The 19,069-nt window shown below is 60.2% G+C and carries 18 protein-coding genes; 7 read left to right on the forward strand and 11 right to left on the reverse strand.

Annotation, left to right across the window (positions count from 1 at the left end; genetic code table 11):
* Positions 1 to 29: 29 nt before the first annotated feature.
* Positions 30 to 2,096, reverse strand: a complete 2,067-nt coding sequence (locus Q8X48_RS03490) for an AsmA family protein (protein ID WP_407799663.1) — start codon at positions 2,094 to 2,096, stop codon at positions 30 to 32.
* 387 nt (positions 2,097 to 2,483) lie between these two features.
* Between Q8X48_RS03490 and Q8X48_RS03495 the strand changes: the two genes are divergently transcribed.
* From Q8X48_RS03495 to Q8X48_RS03525, 7 genes are all read left to right on the forward strand, one after another.
* Positions 2,484 to 2,954 (forward strand): hypothetical protein, encoded by a 471-nt coding sequence (locus Q8X48_RS03495; RefSeq protein WP_102673144.1) that lies wholly within the window; start codon positions 2,484 to 2,486, stop codon positions 2,952 to 2,954.
* A gap of 171 nt (positions 2,955 to 3,125) precedes the next feature.
* Positions 3,126 to 3,758 (forward strand): TetR family transcriptional regulator, encoded by a 633-nt coding sequence (locus Q8X48_RS03500; protein ID WP_007979686.1) that lies wholly within the window; start codon positions 3,126 to 3,128, stop codon positions 3,756 to 3,758.
* A 295-nt stretch (positions 3,759 to 4,053) separates the two neighbouring features.
* Positions 4,054 to 4,554: an urease accessory protein UreE gene (ureE, locus tag Q8X48_RS03505; protein WP_015093252.1), complete on the forward strand. Its 501-nt coding sequence runs from the start codon at positions 4,054 to 4,056 to the stop codon at positions 4,552 to 4,554.
* Positions 4,551 to 5,225, forward strand: coding sequence for an urease accessory protein UreF (locus tag Q8X48_RS03510; protein ID WP_126048948.1), 675 nt, complete (start codon positions 4,551 to 4,553; stop codon positions 5,223 to 5,225). The genes ureE and Q8X48_RS03510 overlap by 4 nt, the downstream gene beginning before the upstream one ends.
* A gap of 23 nt (positions 5,226 to 5,248) precedes the next feature.
* Complete coding sequence (ureG, locus tag Q8X48_RS03515; protein WP_007979691.1) at positions 5,249 to 5,863, forward strand: urease accessory protein UreG; 615 nt, start codon at positions 5,249 to 5,251, stop codon at positions 5,861 to 5,863.
* A gap of 26 nt (positions 5,864 to 5,889) precedes the next feature.
* The gene (locus Q8X48_RS03520) at positions 5,890 to 6,462 is read left to right on the forward strand and encodes a HupE/UreJ family protein (RefSeq protein WP_217837043.1); all 573 of its coding nucleotides are present in this window, start codon (positions 5,890 to 5,892) and stop codon (positions 6,460 to 6,462) included.
* Positions 6,463 to 6,662: 200 nt separating this feature from the next.
* Positions 6,663 to 7,796 (forward strand): AGE family epimerase/isomerase, encoded by a 1,134-nt coding sequence (locus Q8X48_RS03525; RefSeq protein ID WP_407799666.1) that lies wholly within the window; start codon positions 6,663 to 6,665, stop codon positions 7,794 to 7,796.
* 102 nt (positions 7,797 to 7,898) lie between these two features.
* Here Q8X48_RS03525 and Q8X48_RS03530 read toward each other — a convergent pair whose 3' ends face one another.
* The 10 genes from Q8X48_RS03530 to amaB form a co-directional block, all read right to left on the reverse strand.
* Positions 7,899 to 8,804 (reverse strand): cation diffusion facilitator family transporter, encoded by a 906-nt coding sequence (locus Q8X48_RS03530; RefSeq protein ID WP_015093248.1) that lies wholly within the window; start codon positions 8,802 to 8,804, stop codon positions 7,899 to 7,901.
* 172 nt (positions 8,805 to 8,976) lie between these two features.
* Positions 8,977 to 9,747 carry an SDR family oxidoreductase gene (locus Q8X48_RS03535; RefSeq protein ID WP_407799667.1) on the reverse strand — a complete coding sequence of 257 codons (771 nt, stop codon included), beginning with the start codon at positions 9,745 to 9,747 and terminating at the stop codon, positions 8,977 to 8,979.
* 294 nt (positions 9,748 to 10,041) lie between these two features.
* The gene (locus tag Q8X48_RS03540; protein ID WP_083884527.1) at positions 10,042 to 10,290 is read right to left on the reverse strand and encodes a hypothetical protein; all 249 of its coding nucleotides are present in this window, start codon (positions 10,288 to 10,290) and stop codon (positions 10,042 to 10,044) included.
* Positions 10,291 to 10,586: 296 nt separating this feature from the next.
* The gene (locus Q8X48_RS03545; RefSeq protein WP_007979701.1) at positions 10,587 to 11,303 is read right to left on the reverse strand and encodes an ABC transporter ATP-binding protein; all 717 of its coding nucleotides are present in this window, start codon (positions 11,301 to 11,303) and stop codon (positions 10,587 to 10,589) included.
* Positions 11,300 to 12,172, reverse strand: a complete 873-nt coding sequence (locus tag Q8X48_RS03550; RefSeq protein WP_407799669.1) for an ABC transporter ATP-binding protein — start codon at positions 12,170 to 12,172, stop codon at positions 11,300 to 11,302. Before Q8X48_RS03550 ends, Q8X48_RS03545 begins: the two co-directional genes overlap by 4 nt.
* Positions 12,169 to 13,452: a high-affinity branched-chain amino acid ABC transporter permease LivM gene (livM, locus tag Q8X48_RS03555; protein ID WP_015093245.1), complete on the reverse strand. Its 1,284-nt coding sequence runs from the start codon at positions 13,450 to 13,452 to the stop codon at positions 12,169 to 12,171. Before livM ends, Q8X48_RS03550 begins: the two co-directional genes overlap by 4 nt.
* 3 nt (positions 13,453 to 13,455) lie before the next feature.
* Positions 13,456 to 14,370: an ABC transporter permease subunit gene (locus Q8X48_RS03560; protein WP_008048116.1), complete on the reverse strand. Its 915-nt coding sequence runs from the start codon at positions 14,368 to 14,370 to the stop codon at positions 13,456 to 13,458.
* A 250-nt stretch (positions 14,371 to 14,620) separates the two neighbouring features.
* A complete protein-coding gene (locus tag Q8X48_RS03565; RefSeq protein WP_102698673.1) occupies positions 14,621 to 15,754 on the reverse strand; it encodes an ABC transporter substrate-binding protein in 1,134 nt (377 codons plus the stop codon).
* A 363-nt stretch (positions 15,755 to 16,117) separates the two neighbouring features.
* Positions 16,118 to 17,401 (reverse strand): L-pipecolate oxidase, encoded by a 1,284-nt coding sequence (gene amaA / locus Q8X48_RS03570; RefSeq protein ID WP_015093244.1) that lies wholly within the window; start codon positions 17,399 to 17,401, stop codon positions 16,118 to 16,120.
* A gap of 141 nt (positions 17,402 to 17,542) precedes the next feature.
* Positions 17,543 to 19,033, reverse strand: coding sequence for an L-piperidine-6-carboxylate dehydrogenase (gene amaB, locus Q8X48_RS03575; protein ID WP_007973303.1), 1,491 nt, complete (start codon positions 19,031 to 19,033; stop codon positions 17,543 to 17,545).
* Positions 19,034 to 19,069: the final 36 nt, after the last annotated feature.

Here is a 19,069-nt window from a genome sequence, read left to right on the forward strand (position 1 = left end):
GTCCAATAGCGTGCACACAAACTCTTCTATTACTTGACCGTCTTCGGCGCCTTGCCCGACTTCATCTGCTCCAGCAACGGCGCGCATTGATTCGGCTCACCACCGCTCGGTGCCACCAGCGCCAGCAACCCTGCCGCCGGCGCGGCAATCACACCCAGCGCCACCATTCCGGCGCCGCGCAACATCAACGGCACGGCCTTGACCCCGGCATCGGGCTTGATGAACTTGCCGCGCACATACAGCGGCGAACGCAATGAAATCAGGCGCCAGCCCTTGGATTCCGGGGTGATGGTCAGGTCCAGTTGTTCCGTCGCCATGTTAGCGGTGCCGTCGATGTAGACGACGGCGTTCTCAGTGTCGAATACAAACAGCCGGGTGGTTGCCAGGCCCGACTGGATTCCGAAGTCGGCGGCCGCGCAGTTGATCTTCACTTCCTTGTCGCCAAAGATCTTGCCAACCACGTAGTTGCCGACGTTCAGGCCCGCCAACTCCATCAATTCGCGACTGATGGCACCATCGTTGATCAGCATTTTCAGATCGCCATTGGCGCTGCCCAGCAGCCTGGCCACCGAATTGCCGCGCCCGCTGATATCAGCGTCGCCATTGAGTTCGCCAAAACTGGTCTTCATCGGCTCAAAGCCGGGGAACAACTGTTTGAGCTTGAATCCCCGCGCCGTGAGCCTGGCGTGGCCTTCCAGGGGATCGGTGTGGCCGTTCAGGCGAATCTGTGCGTCCAGCTTGCCGCCGGCCACGCCGAAGAGCAGCGGTTCGAGGCTGAGCACACCATCGGTGAGCACCAGATGGGTATAGAGGTCGTTGAATGGCAGTTTTTCGCTGTGCACGATGCGCTTGCCGGTGAACTCGACATCGGCGTCCATATCGCGCCAGCGGTCTGTCTTGAACTCTTCGACCGGCAGCACTTTGTCCGCTGGTTGTTTGCTGTCACCGCCACGGGCCTTCTGTTTGGCGTTGGAATCCGCGCCGATCAGCGGCGCCAGGTCAGCAAACAGCAATTGATTGGACAACAGCGAGCCGCTGAGTTTTGGCCGTGGCTGGCTGGCCACATAGGTCAGACTGCCGTGGATGTCACTCTCGCCGATCTTGCCGTTGAATCCTTCATAGCGGAACACCGCGCCACCCGGCTCGTGCAACTTGGCAATCAGATGGCCGTCGGTGGCATAGGGTGGGGTGTCCGGCAGGATCACGCCGGTCAGTGGGTAGAGGTTGCCCAGGCTGGTGCCGGCCAGTTTCAGGCGCAGGTCCAGGGCGCCGAGATTCAGCGGATCGATCAGGGTGCCAGCCAGGTCGACGCTGGAATCGGCGATTTTCACCTGTGCCTGAAGCGGAAACGGGCGTGCCGCGTCCTGCAGCGCCAACAGCCCGCCAATCTTGCCCTGCCCCGCGAGTTTCTGGCCGTGGTACTGGCCGTTGACCTTGAGGGCGAACGCATAATCCTGGGGTGACGAGCCCTTTTCCTGCACGGCTTTCGCCGCTTTGTCGCCGACGATATCGCTGAACGGAATCGGCTTGCCCAACGGATCGATCAGCACGTCGAGCTGCGTCTTCAGGCTCTGGTCGTCGAGGGTGACGTGGCCCTTGTCAAAACCGATCGCACCGATATCCAAGACCCAACTGGAAGGTTCGGCGTTCGGGTCCTTGGGATCGAATTTGAACGTCCAGTTGGCGCGCCCGTCAGCCAGGCGTTGCAGCTGCGCATTCGGCTCGGCGAGGTCGATACGCGGGATCACCACCCGCTGTGCCAGCAAAGCCAGGGGTGAAATGCGCAACTCGACACGCTTGAGAGTGGCCATCTGCGGTTGCTTGGACCAGTCCGGATTGCCCAGGCTGAGGTCCTCGGCCACCACATGGGGCCACGGCACCCAGGCGCGCCAGCCGCTTTCATCGGGCTCGGTCTGCCAGACCACCGACAGATTGCCGTTGATGGCAAAAGCGCGGTGCAGTTCTTCGGAAACCTTGGCATTGAGCGGCGGTTTGATCCGGTTCCAGTCGAAGAACACGATGATCAGCACCAGCAACGCCAGCAAGGTAAGGAAGGTGGAAAGGGTCCAGACAAACGTCTTTTGGGTGCGCGTCATTGCACAGGGCTCCTGATACGACTGAGCGCCCCGACTGCGACGCACAGGTGAAACGGTGAGCCGGAAGCGGCTCGCCATGAAGTCTACGACTGATAAAGACCCGGCAGGTTTAATCGATAGACCGATTTCGCCGAATTCAGCCAGTCCAATACTGACCAATCAGTCATTCAACGTTACCGACCCCGCACTTTTACACGTCACGAGTGGGTCGAAAATACCCAAACCAGTGCCAGACAACTCGCCGGAAACGCCCGGCCTAGAGCCTCCCCAGCAAACAATCAATTCCGTTGATTATTACCATTGCGTTTATGAACTTTTATATCGACTTATCGAGAGTAGCATTGCCCTCGTACCCACTTTTTCGCACCCCCGAGGAGCACAACAATCATGAAACGCCAATTACTGCTTAGCCTTTCACTCTCGATGCTGGCCAGCACTGCTTTTGCCCTGCCAGCAGCTGACCAGGCCACTCCACAAGTGAAACAAGACCACTCGGTGTTCAGCCAGACCGTCGCCGCCGATGGCTCCGACCGCACCCCACAAGGCCAGACCCTTGCCGAAGGCGGTAATGATCGCCTGAAAGAAAAAGGCCTGATCACTCAGGATGGCTCGGACCGTACTCCACAAGGCCAGACCCTGGCTGCCGATGGTTCCGATCGCACCCCACAAGGCCAGACCCTCGCCGCAGACGGTTCGGATCGCACCCCACAAGGTCAAACCCTCGCTGCCGACGGTTCGGATCGCACTCCACAAGGTCAAACCCTCGCCGCAGACGGTTCGGATCGCACCCCACAAGGTCAAACCCTCGCTGAAGGCGGTGGTGACCGTGTGATCGAACGCAACAGCGCTCTGAGCTAAGCCCCATGGCCGCCCAGAAAAAAAGCCCAATCCCCGGATTGGGCTTTTGACTTTTCAGCACTGCGCTTTATAGATGGCGCACTTCCCCGCTTGATCCCTCACAGTCGTTCGACGCCGGCAAAGCCGATTTGCTAGAGTGCGCCGCGTCCTTGTCCAGAAAACGCCCTTGCGATGCTGCCCCGCGCCGAACAGAAACAACAGACCCGTAATGCCCTGATGGACGCTGCCCGGCGCCTGATGGATGGCGGCCGAGGATTCGGCAGCCTGAGCCTGCGTGAAGTCGCGAAAACCGCCGGCATCGTACCGACCGGTTTCTACCGCCATTTTGCCGATATGGATGAACTGGGCCTGGTGCTGGTCAGCGAAGTCGGCCAGACCTTCCGCGAAACCATTCGCCTGGTACGGCACAACGAATTCGTGATGGGCGGCATCATCGATGCCTCGGTGCGGATCTTTCTCGACGTGGTCAGCGCCAACCGCTCGCAGTTCCTGTTTCTCGCCCGCGAGCAATACGGCGGTTCGCTGCCGGTGCGCCAGGCCATTGGCCGTCTGCGTGAAGGCATCAGTTCGGACCTGGCGGCGGATTTGTCACTGATGCCGAAACTGCAGCACCTGGACATCGCCGACCTGAGCGTCATGGCGGATCTGATCGTCAAAAGCGTGTTCGCCACCCTGCCGGACATCATCGATCCGCCAGCCGAGGCCTTGCCTGAGCACCTGACGCCCCAGGCCAAGATCACCCAGCAACTGCGCTTCATCTTTATCGGTCTCAAGCACTGGCAAGGGCTCGGCAGTACCGAGTAATGCCATCATCTACAGACTGCCCCTGAACCTTGTGGGAGCGAGCCTGCTCGCGATGGCGTCGACACATTCAACATCCATGTAACAGGCACACCGCTATCGCGAGCAGGCTCGCTCCCACAAAAATCAATTCCGCCTTAAATTGGTGCGCAGAAAAAAATCAGCGCACCAACTTCAACCAAAAAACTCACTCAATCGATAACCTTCCTACGTCTCCTTCAGCCATTTCCTACACATCATGTCGATTGGCAAGCCCCTTGCTCTAGCCTGAGCATCGTCCATTGCTGGAAGCCTTCCGATGCTGGTGATTCATCGCAGAATCGACCCTCAACCCGTTTGGGCCGCGGAACTGCACCTGACGTTCGAAGCCCGCAGCAAAAGCCGTTTGCGCTGTTTCAGTGCCGAGGGCGAAGACGTCGGGTTGTTTTTGGAGCGCGGCCAACCGCCCCTGCATGACGGCGAATGCCTGCAAGCCGAAGACGGGCGAATCGTGCGTGTCTGCGCCCGCCCCGAACAACTGCTACACGTCACCTGCGCCAATGCCTTCGAACTGACCCGCGCGGCCTATCACTTGGGCAACCGCCATGTCGCCTTGCAAGTCGGCGACGGCTGGTTGCGCCTGCTCGACGATTACGTGCTCAAGGCCATGCTCGAACAACTCGGTGCCATTGCCTCGAACATCGAAGCGCCATTCCAGCCGGAACATGGCGCCTACGGCGGTGGCCATCATCATTCGCGCCACGGTGATGAAGACTTCAACTACGCGCCGAAACTGCACCAGTTCGGCGTACGCCCATGAACCCGGCCTGGGCGCTGCTGCGCCTGGCCAGTCCGCAATTGCCGATTGGCGGCTACAGCTACTCCCAAGGGCTGGAAATGGCTGTGGATAACGGCCGGGTAAACGACCCCGACAGTGCGCGACGCTGGATCGGCGATCAGTTGCTGTTGAATCTGGCACGTTTTGAAGCGCCGTTGCTGCTCGCCCATTGCGTGGCCGCCAGCGAGGACAACTGGGGCCAATTGCTGCAACGCTGCGAGGAACACCGTGCCAGTCGCGAAACTCGCGAACTGCATCAGGAAAGCCGGCAGATGGGCTACTCGTTGCAGCAGTTGCTCAACGGCTTGCCGGAACTCGACTCAGCCGCCCGCGCCTTCCTCGAACAACGCAGCGAGCCCCATCTGGCCCTGGGATGGGCCTTGGCCGCGCGCGCCTGGCAGATCAGCCCGCAGGACGCCTTGGCTGCGTGGCTATGGAGCTGGCTGGAGAACCAGTTGGCGGTGCTGATGAAGACTTTGCCATTGGGCCAGCAAGCCGCCCAGCGCCTGACCAGCGAACTGTTGCCGCTGCTTCAACAGGCGCAACAGAACGCCACCCGAATCGATCCCGATCACTACGGCAGCGCCGCTTTCGGCCTGTCCCTGGCGTGTATGGCCCATGAGCGCCAGTACAGCCGTCTGTTCCGTTCCTAGGGCCTGTTATTTTGGAGAATCACATGAACACACAACCTCTGCGAGTTGGCATCGGCGGCCCGGTCGGTTCCGGAAAAACCGCCCTGACCCTGGCCCTGTGCCTGGCCCTGCGCGAGCGCTATAACCTAGCCGTGGTGACCAACGACATCTATACCCGCGAAGACGCCGACTTTCTGGTGCGCAACGAAGCCCTGGCGCCGGAACGCATCATCGGCGTGGAAACCGGCGGCTGCCCGCACACCGCCATCCGCGAAGACGCTTCGATCAACCTTGAAGCCGTGGATCAACTCAATCGCCGTTTTCCGGGCCTGGACCTGATTCTCGTGGAGTCCGGTGGCGACAACCTCTCCGCGACCTTCAGCCCGGAACTGTCCGACCTGACGATCTACGTGATCGACGTTTCGGCCGGCGACAAGCTGCCGCGCAAGGGGGGGCCGGGGATCTGCAAATCCGACCTGCTGGTGATCAACAAGATCGACCTGGCGCCACTGGTCGGTGCCTCGCTGGAGATGATGAACAGCGACACCCAGCGCATGCGCAACGGCAAGCCATTTGTCTTCAGCAACCAGAAAACCGGCCAGGGTCTGGAACAGATCATCGCCTTCATCGAACGCCAGGGCTTGCTGACCGCGGCCTGATCACCCCTTCAACAAGGAAACTTTCCATGACACTGAAACGCATTCTCGGCGCCCTGGCCCTGCTGCTGACGCCAGCCCTTGCCCTCGCCCATCCGGGGCACGGCGACAATGGCTTGATCGCCGGTATCAGCCACCCGCTTGGCGGTCTCGATCACCTGCTGGCGATGCTCGCGGTCGGCCTGTGGGCTGCACAACAACACGGTACTGCGCGCTGGGCGCTGCCGTGTACCTTCGTTGGCACCATGCTGATTGGCGGGATGCTGGGTTTTGAAGGGTTGAACCTGCCTGCACTGGAGAGCGGGATTGCCGCTTCCGTTTTGGCCTTGGGGCTGGCGGTGGCGCTGGCTGTACGTCCACCGTTGGTGATGGCGGTAGGTGCGACGGCATTGTTTGCGCTGTTTCATGGTGTGGCGCATGGGCTGGAACTGCCGGACATGTCGAGTCCATGGACCTATGCCGCAGGCTTTGTCGCAGCGACGGCGGTGTTGCATGCGGCGGGTTATGCGCTGGTGCGGACCTTGCCGCTGGCGGCAGCACCGCTGGTTCGACTGGCGGGCGCGGCTTCGGCGGCGACCGGGGTGTGGTTGCTGGCGGGTTGATTCTCTAGCGCCTGATCTGGCCTCATCGCGGGCAAGCCCGCTCCCACAGGGTTCCTGGTGTGAATGCTATCTATGTCACACAGCAAACCAATGTGGGAGCGGGCTTGCCCGCGAAGGCGGCCTGACAGACACAGCCTCTCTCAAGTCAGCCTCTCTGCTAACATGTCGCGCAATCGCCCTTGCCGTGACGACGCCAGCCAATGCCACCTGTTTCCCGCTCCGCCTCCCAGCCTGAATTGACCGCCCTGTTCGCCTCGGTGCAGCAGCATTTCCTGAACGTCATCGTGCCGCTCTGGCTAGGTCCTGGCTGGAATGCCGACATGGCGTTGCCTTATGAGGCGCTGGATGCCGGACACCACCCGCTGCCACCGCAACGCTACCGGGCCATGGCCTGTGCGCGGCAGTTGTATCTGTTTGCCAGCCTGATCGGTCAGGTGCCGGGCGCCGAAGAGCGTGCCGCCGCTTTGTTCCGCTCGTTGCAGCGGCACTTCCACGATGCAGAGCACGGCGGCTGGTTCTACAGCGTCGATGCACATGGTGCGCCGCTGGATCAGCGCAAGGACCTCTATACCCACGCGTTCATCCTGTTCGCCTGCGCCCATTACTGGGACAAGGTCCGCGAGCCGCTGGTCGAGTCGGTACTCAACGCCTCGCTGGAAGTGATCGCGCAGCGTTTCGCCACGGACGACGGTCTGTATGAAGCCACGCTCGACCGCGACTGGGCATCGCTGGGCAGCGGCCCCTTGCAAAACCCGCTGATGCACCTGGCCGAAGCATTCCTCGCCACCCTGTCGGTGCGTGAAGACCTCGACGTGCAACAAGCACTCACCGAGTTATGCACAGCCATGCACGCGCGCTTCATCGATCCGCAGCACGGCGTGTTGATGGAAAAGCCGCTGGGGTCTGTGGATAACTGGTTTGAACCGGGGCATCAGTTCGAGTGGTATTTCCTGCTGGAATCCTCGGCGCTGCTGCGCACTTCAACCCTGCATGCCGATCTGGAAAGGGCCTTCGCCTTTACCGAGCAATTGGGCGTGGATCAACAGACCGGTGCGGTGCGGGCCATGCTCGATCTCGAACCAGATGGCGGCGTCCGGGATGCCACACAGCGTATCTGGGCCCAGGCCGAGTACCTGCGCGCCCTGACGCTGCGACCCGATAGCGAGTCGGATGTTCTGCGCCAGTTGCAGGCGTTGCAGCAGCGCTCGCTACATGCCGGCGGCTGGTATGAGTGTCGTGACGCCCACGGTGAAGTCAGCCGCCGCGACATGCCGTCGACCACGCCTTATCACCTGGCGACCTGTTATCGCGGGCTGGCGGAATATCTCGGCTGAGTGTTTGGTTGCTTTCGCGAGCAGGCTCGCTCCCACAGTTGATCGCATTTCAATGTGGGAGCGAGCCTGCTCGCGAATGACCTCAAAGAGGTCACCTGACTGTCACTCAATCCACTTGCGGTCCCCGGTAAAGCTGATGGTCAGCCATCGTGCGGCATCCGGCTCGCCAAGCTTTGTGGAAATTTCCTCGCGCAAACTGTCCAGTTGCCCCACACCGTCCAGCCAGTAATCCTTCGGCAATACGATGTGGATCTCGATAAAACACGCCCTGCCGTGCTTCTGCACGTAGGAAATGTAGTCGTCGAAACCATGCTCGACCTTCGCCACCTCCATCACCTGACGCACCTTGTCGTCCAGCTGATCCGGGACGATCCCCAACACATCGCGCAAGGCCGGTCCGAGGATTTTGAGCGCCGGGGGGAGCATGCCCAAGGCCAGCAGAATCAGGATCATCGGGTCGACATACACCGCCCACTTGTCGTAACCCTGAGTCTTGAGCAGCAGCGCGATGAGGAAACTCACCAGCAAACCAGCCGACAGCATCGCGTCCACCAGCCAACTGATGTTGTCGAACTGGATCAGCGATGAGTTGAGCGTGCGGTTGCGGTGGCGGACGTAGAAAAAATAAATGAGCTCGACGACGGTAAACACTGCCGCATAGACGATCACCAGTCCGAGCTCGACCTCGCGGCCACCATTGATGATGCCGAACACGCCGTTGAGAAAGGCGTAAATGGCGACCAGAAAAATGAAGCTACCCTCGATGACCAGCACCATGGGTTCCAGGTGCCAGGAACCAAACTGGAAGCGCTGGTTGCTTTCCTTGGCAATCAGCCTGGCGGTGATCAGCATCAGGACCTTGATGAAGGCCGCGATCAACGAAAAGAAGCCATCGAACAGGATGGATTGAGCGCCCGACACAAAACCGGTGATGATCCCGGCGAATGTCACGGCGAGCATCAGGAAGGTCGATTGTTTGAGCAGCGCCTGCTCGCCTCGATTACTCACTGGATCTCCTCTAAGACCTCTAGACCGCCGGGTGCGGCGGCGTTAGTAGGTGAGGAGTCTAGCCGATCTACAGCGGTGGCCGAACTGGCCTCATCGCGGGCAAGCCCGCTCCCACAGGTTCAGCGCGATTCCTGTGGGAGCGGGCTTGCCCGCGATGAACGATGACTCGGTATTAAGCCTTGCCACCGCTTCGATCAATAGCAAACCCGGCCCAGGCCTGGCTCACTGGCATCAGCTCCAGGCTGTTGATGTTGATGTGCGCAGGCGCATTGAGTACCCAGAAGATGGTCTCGGCGATGTCTTGCGGCTGGATCGGCTCGGCACCGGCGTAGGTGGCGTTGTAGCGCTCCTGATCACCGGCAAAACGCACCAGCGAGAACTCGCTCTCGCACAGTCCCGGCTCGATGTTGCTGACCCGTACGCCGGTGCCCTGCAGGTCGCAGCGCAGGTTCAGGGAGAACTGTTTGACGAACGCCTTGGTCGCGCCATACACATGGCTGCCCGGGTACGGATAGTTGCCGGCAATGGACCCCAGGTTGACGATGCCAGCGCCACGACCGTGGGCGATCAGGCGTGGCAACAGCAGACGGGTGCTGTACATCAGGCCTTTGACGTTGGTGTCGACCATGGTGTCCCAATCGTCCAGGTCGCACTTGGGTGCCGGATCGACGCCCAGGGCCAGCCCGGCGTTGTTGATCAACCCACGCAGCTTGGCAAAGGACGGCGGCAGATTGGCAATCGCCTCCTCCATGGCCTTGCGATCACGCACATCGAGCACCAGGCCATGGACTTCGGTCTGCTTCGACAGCTCGGCGCACAGCGCATTGAGGCGCTCTTCACGACGGCCTGTCAGCACCAATTTCCAGCCTGCGTCGGCAAAACGACGGGCACAGGCTTCACCAAAACCGGAGGTCGCGCCGGTAATAAACAGGGTGTTGGACATCGTGTTCTCCTTGCTTCGGCTGATCGCCAGCCATTGGAATGGTAAATCAGCAGGCAGAATGCCCGGCCTTGCCCATAGCGGCAACCGCACTTTCTGTACAAAAAACGAACAACCATCGCAAGCCCTCGGCCAGCCTGGCTTGCAGCCATGTGCGCGCACGTTATCCACAGGCCGGTCCACAGTCTTTGGGGGCAAGTGGAAAAGCTGCAAGCCGCTGTCCACAAGGCTTTTCGCGGATTTTTGAAACTTTTTTGCTTGACCCTCAATAGCCTGCCGTGTAGCCCCTGGGGATTTTCATGACTGACGGGTCAATCCAGCGATGGCGCCAAGCCAGTAACCACGGCCTTCAGCCGGGTCTTTCCAGAGTTTAATCACAGACTTATCCACAGGCTTGTCCACGCTGATTCCACCCACTTTCATCTCGAACAAAAAGGTTGACAAAGCGCTCTTCAAGTTGCGCAAAAACACTTGATCAAAAACTGAACACGCCTCTGCAGGCCACGGTTTAAAAGGCCTGCAGCCAGCTACTCCCACGTTATTCACAGCCGGCTCCACAGCAAACGGGGACAAGTCAAAACCGTGACAAAACAACTATTTGCAGCGGCTTTATGTCGCGCTTCGGGAGCTCTTGAATATTGTTTTCCACAATTTCCCGGAGGCACGCCAAAAACCCTGTGGGAGCGAGCTTGCTCGCGATAGCGGTTCGTCAGTCAACATCAATATTGGCTGATAGATTGCTATCGCGAGCAAGCTCGCTCCCACAGGGTTTAGTGGTGTTTGGGAGATGTAAAAAAGCCCCGGCGATTGCGCGCCGGGGCTTGTGCATAACCCACTGAAACTCAGTGGCCGCCGAGATAAGCGTTACGCACATCCTCGTTGACCAGCAGCTCCTTGCCGGTACCGGTCATGCGGATTTCGCCGTTGACCATCACGTACGCCCGGTCCGACAACCGCAGGGCGTGGTTGGCGTTCTGTTCCACCAGGAAGATGGTCATGCCGGTCTTGGCCAGTTCTCGCAGGGTCGCGAAGATCTGTTTCACCACGATCGGCGCCAGGCCCAGGCTCGGCTCATCCAGCAGCAACAACTTGGGCCGGCTCATCAGGGCGCGGGCGATGGCAAGCATCTGCTGCTCGCCACCGGACATGGTCATCGCCCGCTGGGTACGCCGCTCTTCGAGCCGCGGGAACAGCTCGAACATGCGTTGCATGTCTTCCTTGGCGTACTTGTCACCGATAGGGATGGTACCCATCAGCAGGTTTTCTTCGACTGTCATGTCGGGGAACACCCGCCGCCCTTCCGGCGATTGCGCGATGCCGTTGGAGGCGATGTAGTGGGACGACTTGTGGGTAATGTCCACGCCCTGATAAAGGATCTGCCCGTCGGCGGCCCGTGGCTGGCCGAAGATCGACATCAGCAGGGTTGACTTGCCGGCGCCGTTGGAGCCGATCAGGCTGACGGTCTCCCCTTCGTTGATGTGCAGCGAGACGCCTTTCAGGGCCTGGATCGGGCCGTAGAACACGTCCAGGTCCTTGAGTTCGAGGATGGGTTTGCTCATACCACCTCCTCTTCGTCGGCGCCCAGGTACGCGGCAATCACTTTCGGGTCGTTGCGGATGTCGTCGGGACCACCCTCGGCGATGACGATGCCGTGGTCCAGCACCACGATGTGATCGGAAATGCTCATTACCATGCCCATGTCGTGTTCGATCAGCACCACGGTCAGATCGTGCTCATCGCGCAGCAGCCGGATCATCGCGCTCAGCGCTTCGGTTTCCTGAGGGTTGAGGCCGGCGGCCGGTTCGTCGAGGCAGATGATCTGCGGACGGGTGCACATGGCGCGGGCGATTTCCAGGCGGCGCTGCTGGCCGTAGGACAGTTCACCGGCCAGGCGGTTGGCACAGTCCACCAGGTCCACCACTTCCAGCCAGTAGAAGGCATGGTCCAGCGCATCGCTTTCGGCCTTGCGATAGCCCTTGGTGTTGAGGATGCCGGCCAGCATGTTGCGGTTGACCCACATGTGCTGGGCCACCAGCAGGTTTTCCAGCACCGACATTTCCTTGAACAGGCGAATGTTCTGGAACGTCCGCGCCAGGCCGGCACGGTTCACCAGGTGGGTGCCGCCGAACATCTTGTAGCGCAGCCGGGTGATGAAGCTTTTTGGCGACACGAAATCGGTCGGCTTGAACGATTCGCCCAGCAACTTGATAACGTTGGTCTGTTGCCCGCGCACGTTCAGTTCGATCTTGCCGCCGGAGGCCTTGTAGAACCCGGTCAGGCAGTTGAAGACCGTGGTCTTGCCGGCGCCGTTGGGGCCGATCAGGGCGAAGATCGAGTTGCGATTGACCTTCAGGCTCACATCATTCAATGCCTTGATGCCGCCGAAGTGCATCATCAGCTTCTCTACGGAGAGTACGACTTCGCTCATGGCGCTACTCCTTTGCGCGGGGTCACACCGGTACGACTGATCCGAATCAGACCGCGCGGTCGCCAGATCATCATCAACACCATCAGGATGCCGAACAGCAGCACGCGGTACTCGGCGAAGCCACGCAGCAGTTCCGGGGCGACGGTCAGCACGAAGGCTGCAATCACCACGCCTATGGTCGACCCCATGCCGCCCAGTACCACGATGGCGAGGATCAACGCCGATTCGAAGAAGGTGAACGAGGTCGGGTTGACGAAGCCCTGGTAGGTGGCGAAGAACACCCCGGCCAGACCGGCCGTCGAGGCACCGATGGTGAATGCCGAGAGCTTGACCAATACGTGGTTCAGGCCCATGGAGCGGCAGGCGATTTCGTCTTCGCGCAGGGCTTCCCAGGCGCGGCCGACCGGCATGCGGGTCAGGCGATGCTTGATGTAGAGCACAGCCAGCACCACCAGGAACAACACCGCGTAGATGAAGTAGTACTTCACGTCGGGGTTGTAGGCGATGCCGAAGAACTCATGGAACGGCACGCCGCCGTCCTTGGCTCGTTTGCCGAACTCCAGGCCGAAGAAGGTCGGCAGCGGTGCCGGCATACCGTTCGGGCCGCCAGTGAGCGACAACCAGTTGTTGAGGACCAGGCGGATGATTTCACCGAAGCCCAGGGTCACGATCGCCAGGTAGTCGCCGTGCAGGCGCAGCACCGGGAAACCGAGGATGCAACCGGCCAGGCCCGCGATGATCGCCGCCAGCGGCAACACCGTCCAGAAGCCCAGGCCGAGGTATTGGTAACCGAGTGCCAGGCCGTAGGCGCCAATGGCATAGAACGCCACGTAACCGAGGTCGAGCAGGCCGGCCAGGCCAACCACGATGTTCAATCCCAGCCCCAGCAGTACGTAGATCAACCCGAGGATGACCACGCCCAGCAGGTAGGAGTTGGAGAAAAACGGAAACACCACGGCAATCAAGATCACCAGCGGGATGATCCATCGCAGCCGCGACTTGTAGTCAGGCGCCAGCACATGCACCCCGGAGCCTGTCGTTTCAAAGCCTTCGAGGATTTTCAGGCCCTGGGCTGTCTGCAGGAACATGCTCAGGGCAAAACGTCCGGCCATGACGATCGCCACGATCCACGCCACCCGGGTGGTTTCCAGGTTGAAGCCATAGCCATCGAGAACGACACCGACAATCGGCCCGAACACAATCAGGGCAATGAGACCGGCAAGAATCGCGTCAACCAGGCTTTTTTTGATATCGATTGTTTTATGAGTGGTTGAAGACATCGCTTACACCTTCGACACAAGAGGACGGCCGAGCAGGCCTTGAGGCCGAAAGACCAGAACGAGGACCAACAGCGAGAAGCTGAAAACGTCTTTGTAGTCCGAGTTCACCAGGCCGGAAAACAGCGACTCGGAAATCCCGAGAATGATCCCGCCGAGCATCGCGCCAGGCAGTGAGCCAATCCCGCCGAGCACCGCGGCGGTGAACGCCTTGATCCCGATGATGAAGCCGGCATAGAAGTCGAATGTGCCGTAGTTCATGGTGATCAGCACGCCGGCCAGGGCCGCCATCGCTGCACCGATGATGAACACGTAGGAAATCACCCGATCGGTGTTGATCCCCAGGATCGAAGCCATCTTGCGGTCTTGCTGGGTTGCACGGCACATGCGGCCGAGCTTGGTGTACTTGATGATGTAGGTCAGCGCGGCCATCCCGACAAACGCGGCGACCAGAATGAAGACCTTGGTGTAGGTCAACTGAACGAAACCGGTACCGATATCAACGCGCCAGGCACCCGACAGCAAAGTCGGAACGCCTTGTTGCTTCGCGCCTTGGGAGATCTGTGCGTAGTTTTGCAGGATCAGGGAGATACCGATCGCACTGATCAGCGGTGCGAGTCGAGTGGAGTTGCGCAGGGGCTTGTAGGCGACACGCTCGATGACCCAGCCATACACCGCCGTGACGACGATGGTGAAGATCAGCGTGCCAAGCATCAGCAGCGGGAAGGATTCGATACCGAAGTAAGCCAGCAGAGCCAGACTGATTGCCGCGAGGTAAGCGGAAATCATGTAAACCTCGCCGTGGGCGAAGTTGATCATGCCGATGATGCCATAGACCATTGTGTAGCCGATGGCGATCAGGCCATAGACCGACCCGAGGGTCAGGCCGTTGACCAGTTGCTGCAGGAAAATACCATCCATAACGCAATCTCACGCAATGAGAACCTGCACATGTGGCTGTGCGGTTCTTCTAAGGAAAATACAGATATACGTCGGAGCAATGACAACCACGATCAACCCGGCCACCACCGCCCCCTGTAGGAGCGAGCTTGCTCGCGAAGAACCTGAGGACAACGCGTTGAACCAGCAAGCACGCGTTATCGTTGACGTTTTTCGCGAGCGTGCTCGCTCCTACAGGGAATCAGTGGGGTTCAGGTGATCGAGTCAGCCCTTACTTCTGTTTTTCCAGCTGGTGGTATTTGCCGTCCTTGTCCCACTGGTAAACCACGTAGTCGGAGATTTTCAGGTCGCCCTTGCTGTCCCAGGTCTTCTCGCCCATGACGGTCTTGACCGGGTTCTTCTTCAGCCATGCGGCCGCTTCTTCGCCCTTGTTGGACTTGGCGCCGTTGAAGGCTGCCGCCAGGGCCTGGACCGAAGCGTAGGCGTACAGGGTGTAGCCTTCAGGCTCGGTACCGGCCTTGCGGAAGGCATCTACCACGGTCTTGCTGTCTGGCAGCAGGCGTGGGTCGGCGCCGAAGGTCATCAGCACGCCGTCTACGAATTGCGGACCGCCAGCGGTGGTCACCAGTTCGTCGGTCACGATGCCGTCGTCGGACATGAACTTGACGTCTTTCAGGCCCTGTTCACGCAGTTGACGCACCAGAGGACCGGCTTCCGGGTGCAGGCCACCGAAGTAGACGACGTCAGCGCCAGCGCCGCGGATCTTGGTCACGATGGTGCTGAAGTCTTTCTCGCCACGGGTCAGGCCTTCATACAGCACAGGCTTCACACCACGCTTCTCAAGCTGAGCCTTGGTGGCATCCGCCAGGCCCTGACCGTAGGTGTCCTTGTCGTGCAGCACGACCACTTTCTTGCCCTTGAGCACGTCGACGATGTAGTCGCCGGCCACGATGCCTTGCTGGTCGTCACGCCCGCACATACGGAACATGGCGCTCAGGCCACGCTCGGTCACAGCCGGGTTGGTGGAGCCAGGAGTGATTGCGATGATGCCGGCTTCGTCGTAGATCTCGGAGGCCGGGATGGTCGACGAGGAGCAGAAGTGACCGACCACGCCGGCGACTTTCTGGTTGGTCAGGTCTTTGGCGACCGTCACAGCCTGTTTCGGTTCGCAGGCGTCATCGCCCTTGACCAGTACGATTTTTTCCCCGTTGACCCCGCCCGACGCGTTGACCGCATCGGCCGCCGCTTGTGCACCCTTCATGTACTGTTCGCCAAATGCCGCGTTGGCGCCTGTCATTGGTCCCGCTACGCCGATCTTGATGTCAGCCTGAGCAAACGCAGAAACACCCAGCGCAGTTGCCACTGCGAGGGCCAGAAAGCCTTTCTTGTAAAACGTCTGGGACATGAGGTGGTGCTCCATGGTTTTTTTAATTGGCACTGCGACTTCAATGAATGCTCAGAGCAAGGGCCGTGCCATCGGTTTTTTATTCTGAAAAAAGTCGCTGCTTTCTTGTTATTTCGACTGTTTCGATCCCATTTTCATTGGGCGTGCAACCGTCTAAACCGCGGAAGGTAAAACCATTATTTTTTTGAGGCGCAACCCGCCCGCGCCATCATTGCAACCGCAGCTTTAAACGACGTGCAACCAGCCTGTAACAACGTGCGTCACCGAAGTGCACACTGCTGGTGCGAGACTGCTACAACCCGCACCACTACAGGCTAGCTGCAGATCGAAAAAGCGCCGCTTGCGCCCTGCAAAAATCAACATTCAGATCACGATCCGCAGGCACTGGCCTGCGTGATACAGCGAGAATCCTGCTTCGTACAGACAGCTGCGCAACCCCACTCCGGCCAATGGCTGCATGGGCGCGAAAGGAATCGGTAGCGCTTGAGGATTTCCGTTACACAGATAATCGGCAAAGGCCTTGCCGACCACCGTTCCCGTGGTCACGCCCCGCCCGTTGTAACCGGTGACTGCCACCAAACCGGGCGCTGGCTCGAACAGGCGCATCAGATGATCGGGGGTAAAGGCGATGCGGCCGGTCCAGGTGCATTCCCATTCCACCGGTTTGAGGTACGGGAAATAGTGCTGCTGCACCCGGTCGGCCCAGGCCTTGAGGAACCAGGTCGGCTTCTGATTGCCATTACCCAGGCTGCCAAGCAACAGGCGACCGTCTTTATCCCGACGGATACTGCTGAGCACCTGTCGGGTGTCCCAGGAACCCTGGCCACCGGGCAGAATTTGCCGGGCGGCTTCTTCAGTCAGCGGCACCGAGGCTACCTGATAGTAATAACCGGGGAAGAAATTGCGCCGCAGTTCCGTCCAGTCGCCTTCGGTGTAGGCATTGGAGGCAATCACCACCTTCTCGGCCATCACCGAACCCTGGGCGGTTTGCACCGACCAGCGCTGGCCCTGGCGTTCGAGCCGGGTGACCGGGGAATGATCGAACAATTGCCCGCCCAGGCCGATGGCCGCCTTGGCCAGCCCCGTGGTGTAGGCCATCGGGTTGAGCGTGCCGGCGCGGCGATCGAGCAATGCCGCGGCGATCTTTTTCGTGCCGGTGGCTTGCTCGCAGGCCTGACCGGTGAGCAGCTCTACCGGCGCACCACGACGTTTCCATTGTTCTTCACGACTGCGCAAGTCGGCTTCGCCACGGGCGTTGTGCGCCATGTGCAGCGTGCCTTCGCGGCGCAACTGGCAATCGATGTTGTACTTGTCCACAAGGCTGAACACCAGGGATGGCGCTGCGCCCAGCATGCGGTTGAGCTGGCTGCCGACCTCAGTGCCGAACCCGGCTTCGATCTCGTCCGGGGGAATCCACATCCCGGCATTGACCAGCCCGACGTTGCGCCCAGAGCCACCATGGCCGGCACGATGGGCCTCCAGCACACAAACGGTCTTGCCTTGCTCCAGCAGATGCACCGCCGCCGACAAACCGGTAAACCCGGCGCCGATGACACAGACATCCACCGTGACCTCACCCTTGAGGGCCGAATTGTCCGGCCTCTGTGGCGTCAGTTTTTCCCACAGACACTCTTCGCGTAACGGCATTGCCAGACTCCAACAGAAACCCAACCAACACACAAATCACTGCAGGAGCGAGCTTGCTCGCGAAAAACGTCATGGCAACGCGTTTAAACAGTAAGCCCGCGTTATCGTTGACGATCATCGCGAGCAAGCTCGCTCCTACAATTAATCGAACGTGATGCCCTGCGCCAATGGCAACTCCAGCGAATAGTTCACGGTGTTGGTCTGGCGGCGCATGTAGCCGCGCCATGCATCGGAGCCGGATTCACGACCGCCGCCGGTTTCTTTCTCACCACCAAACGCGCCACCGATTTCCGCGCCGCTCGGGCCGATGTTGACGTTGGCGATGCCGCAGTCGCTGCCCACCGCCGACATGAACTGCTCGGCTTCACGCACGTCGGTGGTGAAGATGCACGAGGACAGGCCCTGTGGCACGGCGTTGTTCAGGCGCAACGCTTCCTGGAAGTCGGTGTAGCCGACCACGTACAGGATTGGTGCAAAGGTTTCGTGGCAGACCACATCGCTCTGCTCCGGCATTTCGACGATGGCCGGCGAAACGTAGTAAGCGTTCGGGAACTGGTCTTCCAGCTGACGCTTGCCGCCGAAGACCTTGCCGCCTTCGCTCAAGGCCTGCTCCAGCGCATCCTGCATGTTGTCGAAGCTTTGCTTGTCGATCAGCGGGCCGACCAGGTTGCCTTCCAGCGGATGGCCGATACGCACTTTCGAGTACGCGGCTTTCAGGCGGGTGACGATTTCTTCTTTCACCGATTCATGAGCGATCAGTCGACGCAAGGTGGTGCAGCGCTGACCGGCGGTGCCGACGGCACTGAACAGAATCGCGCGAACAGCCATGTCCAGGTCGGCGCTCGGACCGAGGATCATGGCATTGTTACCGCCCAGTTCGAGAATGCTGCGGGCAAAGCGCGCGGCCACTTTCGGTGCCACTTCGCGGCCCATGCGGGTGCTGCCGGTGGCGCTGATCAGGGCTACGCGCGGGTCGTCCACCAAGGCTTCGCCGGCATCGCGACCGCCGATCACTACCTGGCACAAATTCGCGGGTGCATCGCTGAAGTTCTTCACGACGCGGTCGAACAGCGCCTGGCAGGCCAGCGCGGTGAGCGGGGTCTTTTCCGAGGGTTTCCACACCACAGGGTTGCCGCACACCAGCGCCAGCGTGGTGTTCCAGGCCCAGACCGCAACCGGGAAGTTGAATGCACTGATCACCCCGACAACGCCCAGCGGGTGCCAGGTTTCACGCATGTGGTGGCCTGGGCGCTCGGAAGCGATGGTCAAACCGTACAGCTGACGGGACAGGCCGACGGCGAAGTCGCAGATGTCGATCATTTCCTGAACTTCACCCAGGCCTTCCTGGGTGATCTTGCCGGCTTCCCAGGACACCAGCTCGCCGAGGTCGGCCTTGTATTCGCGCAGCACTTCACCGAATTGACGCACCAACTCACCACGGCGCGGTGCCGGAACCTTGCGCCACAGTTCGAACGCATGATCTGCGCGACTGATGTGCTGCTCGACTTCAGCCGCGCCTTCCCAGTTCACGGCGGCGATCCTGCTGCCATCGACCGGCGAATGCACCGGCACTTTGCCGTTCTGGTACAGGGCCGGGTTCACACCTAGACGATCAAGCAATGCGGCAACCATGGGTCACTCCTCAAGCAAAAGACAGAACACGTGCAG

The sequence above is a fragment of the Pseudomonas sp. QLc11A genome (genome assembly GCF_052112305.1).
GTDB classification, from domain to species: domain Bacteria; phylum Pseudomonadota; class Gammaproteobacteria; order Pseudomonadales; family Pseudomonadaceae; genus Aquipseudomonas; species Aquipseudomonas laurylsulfatiphila.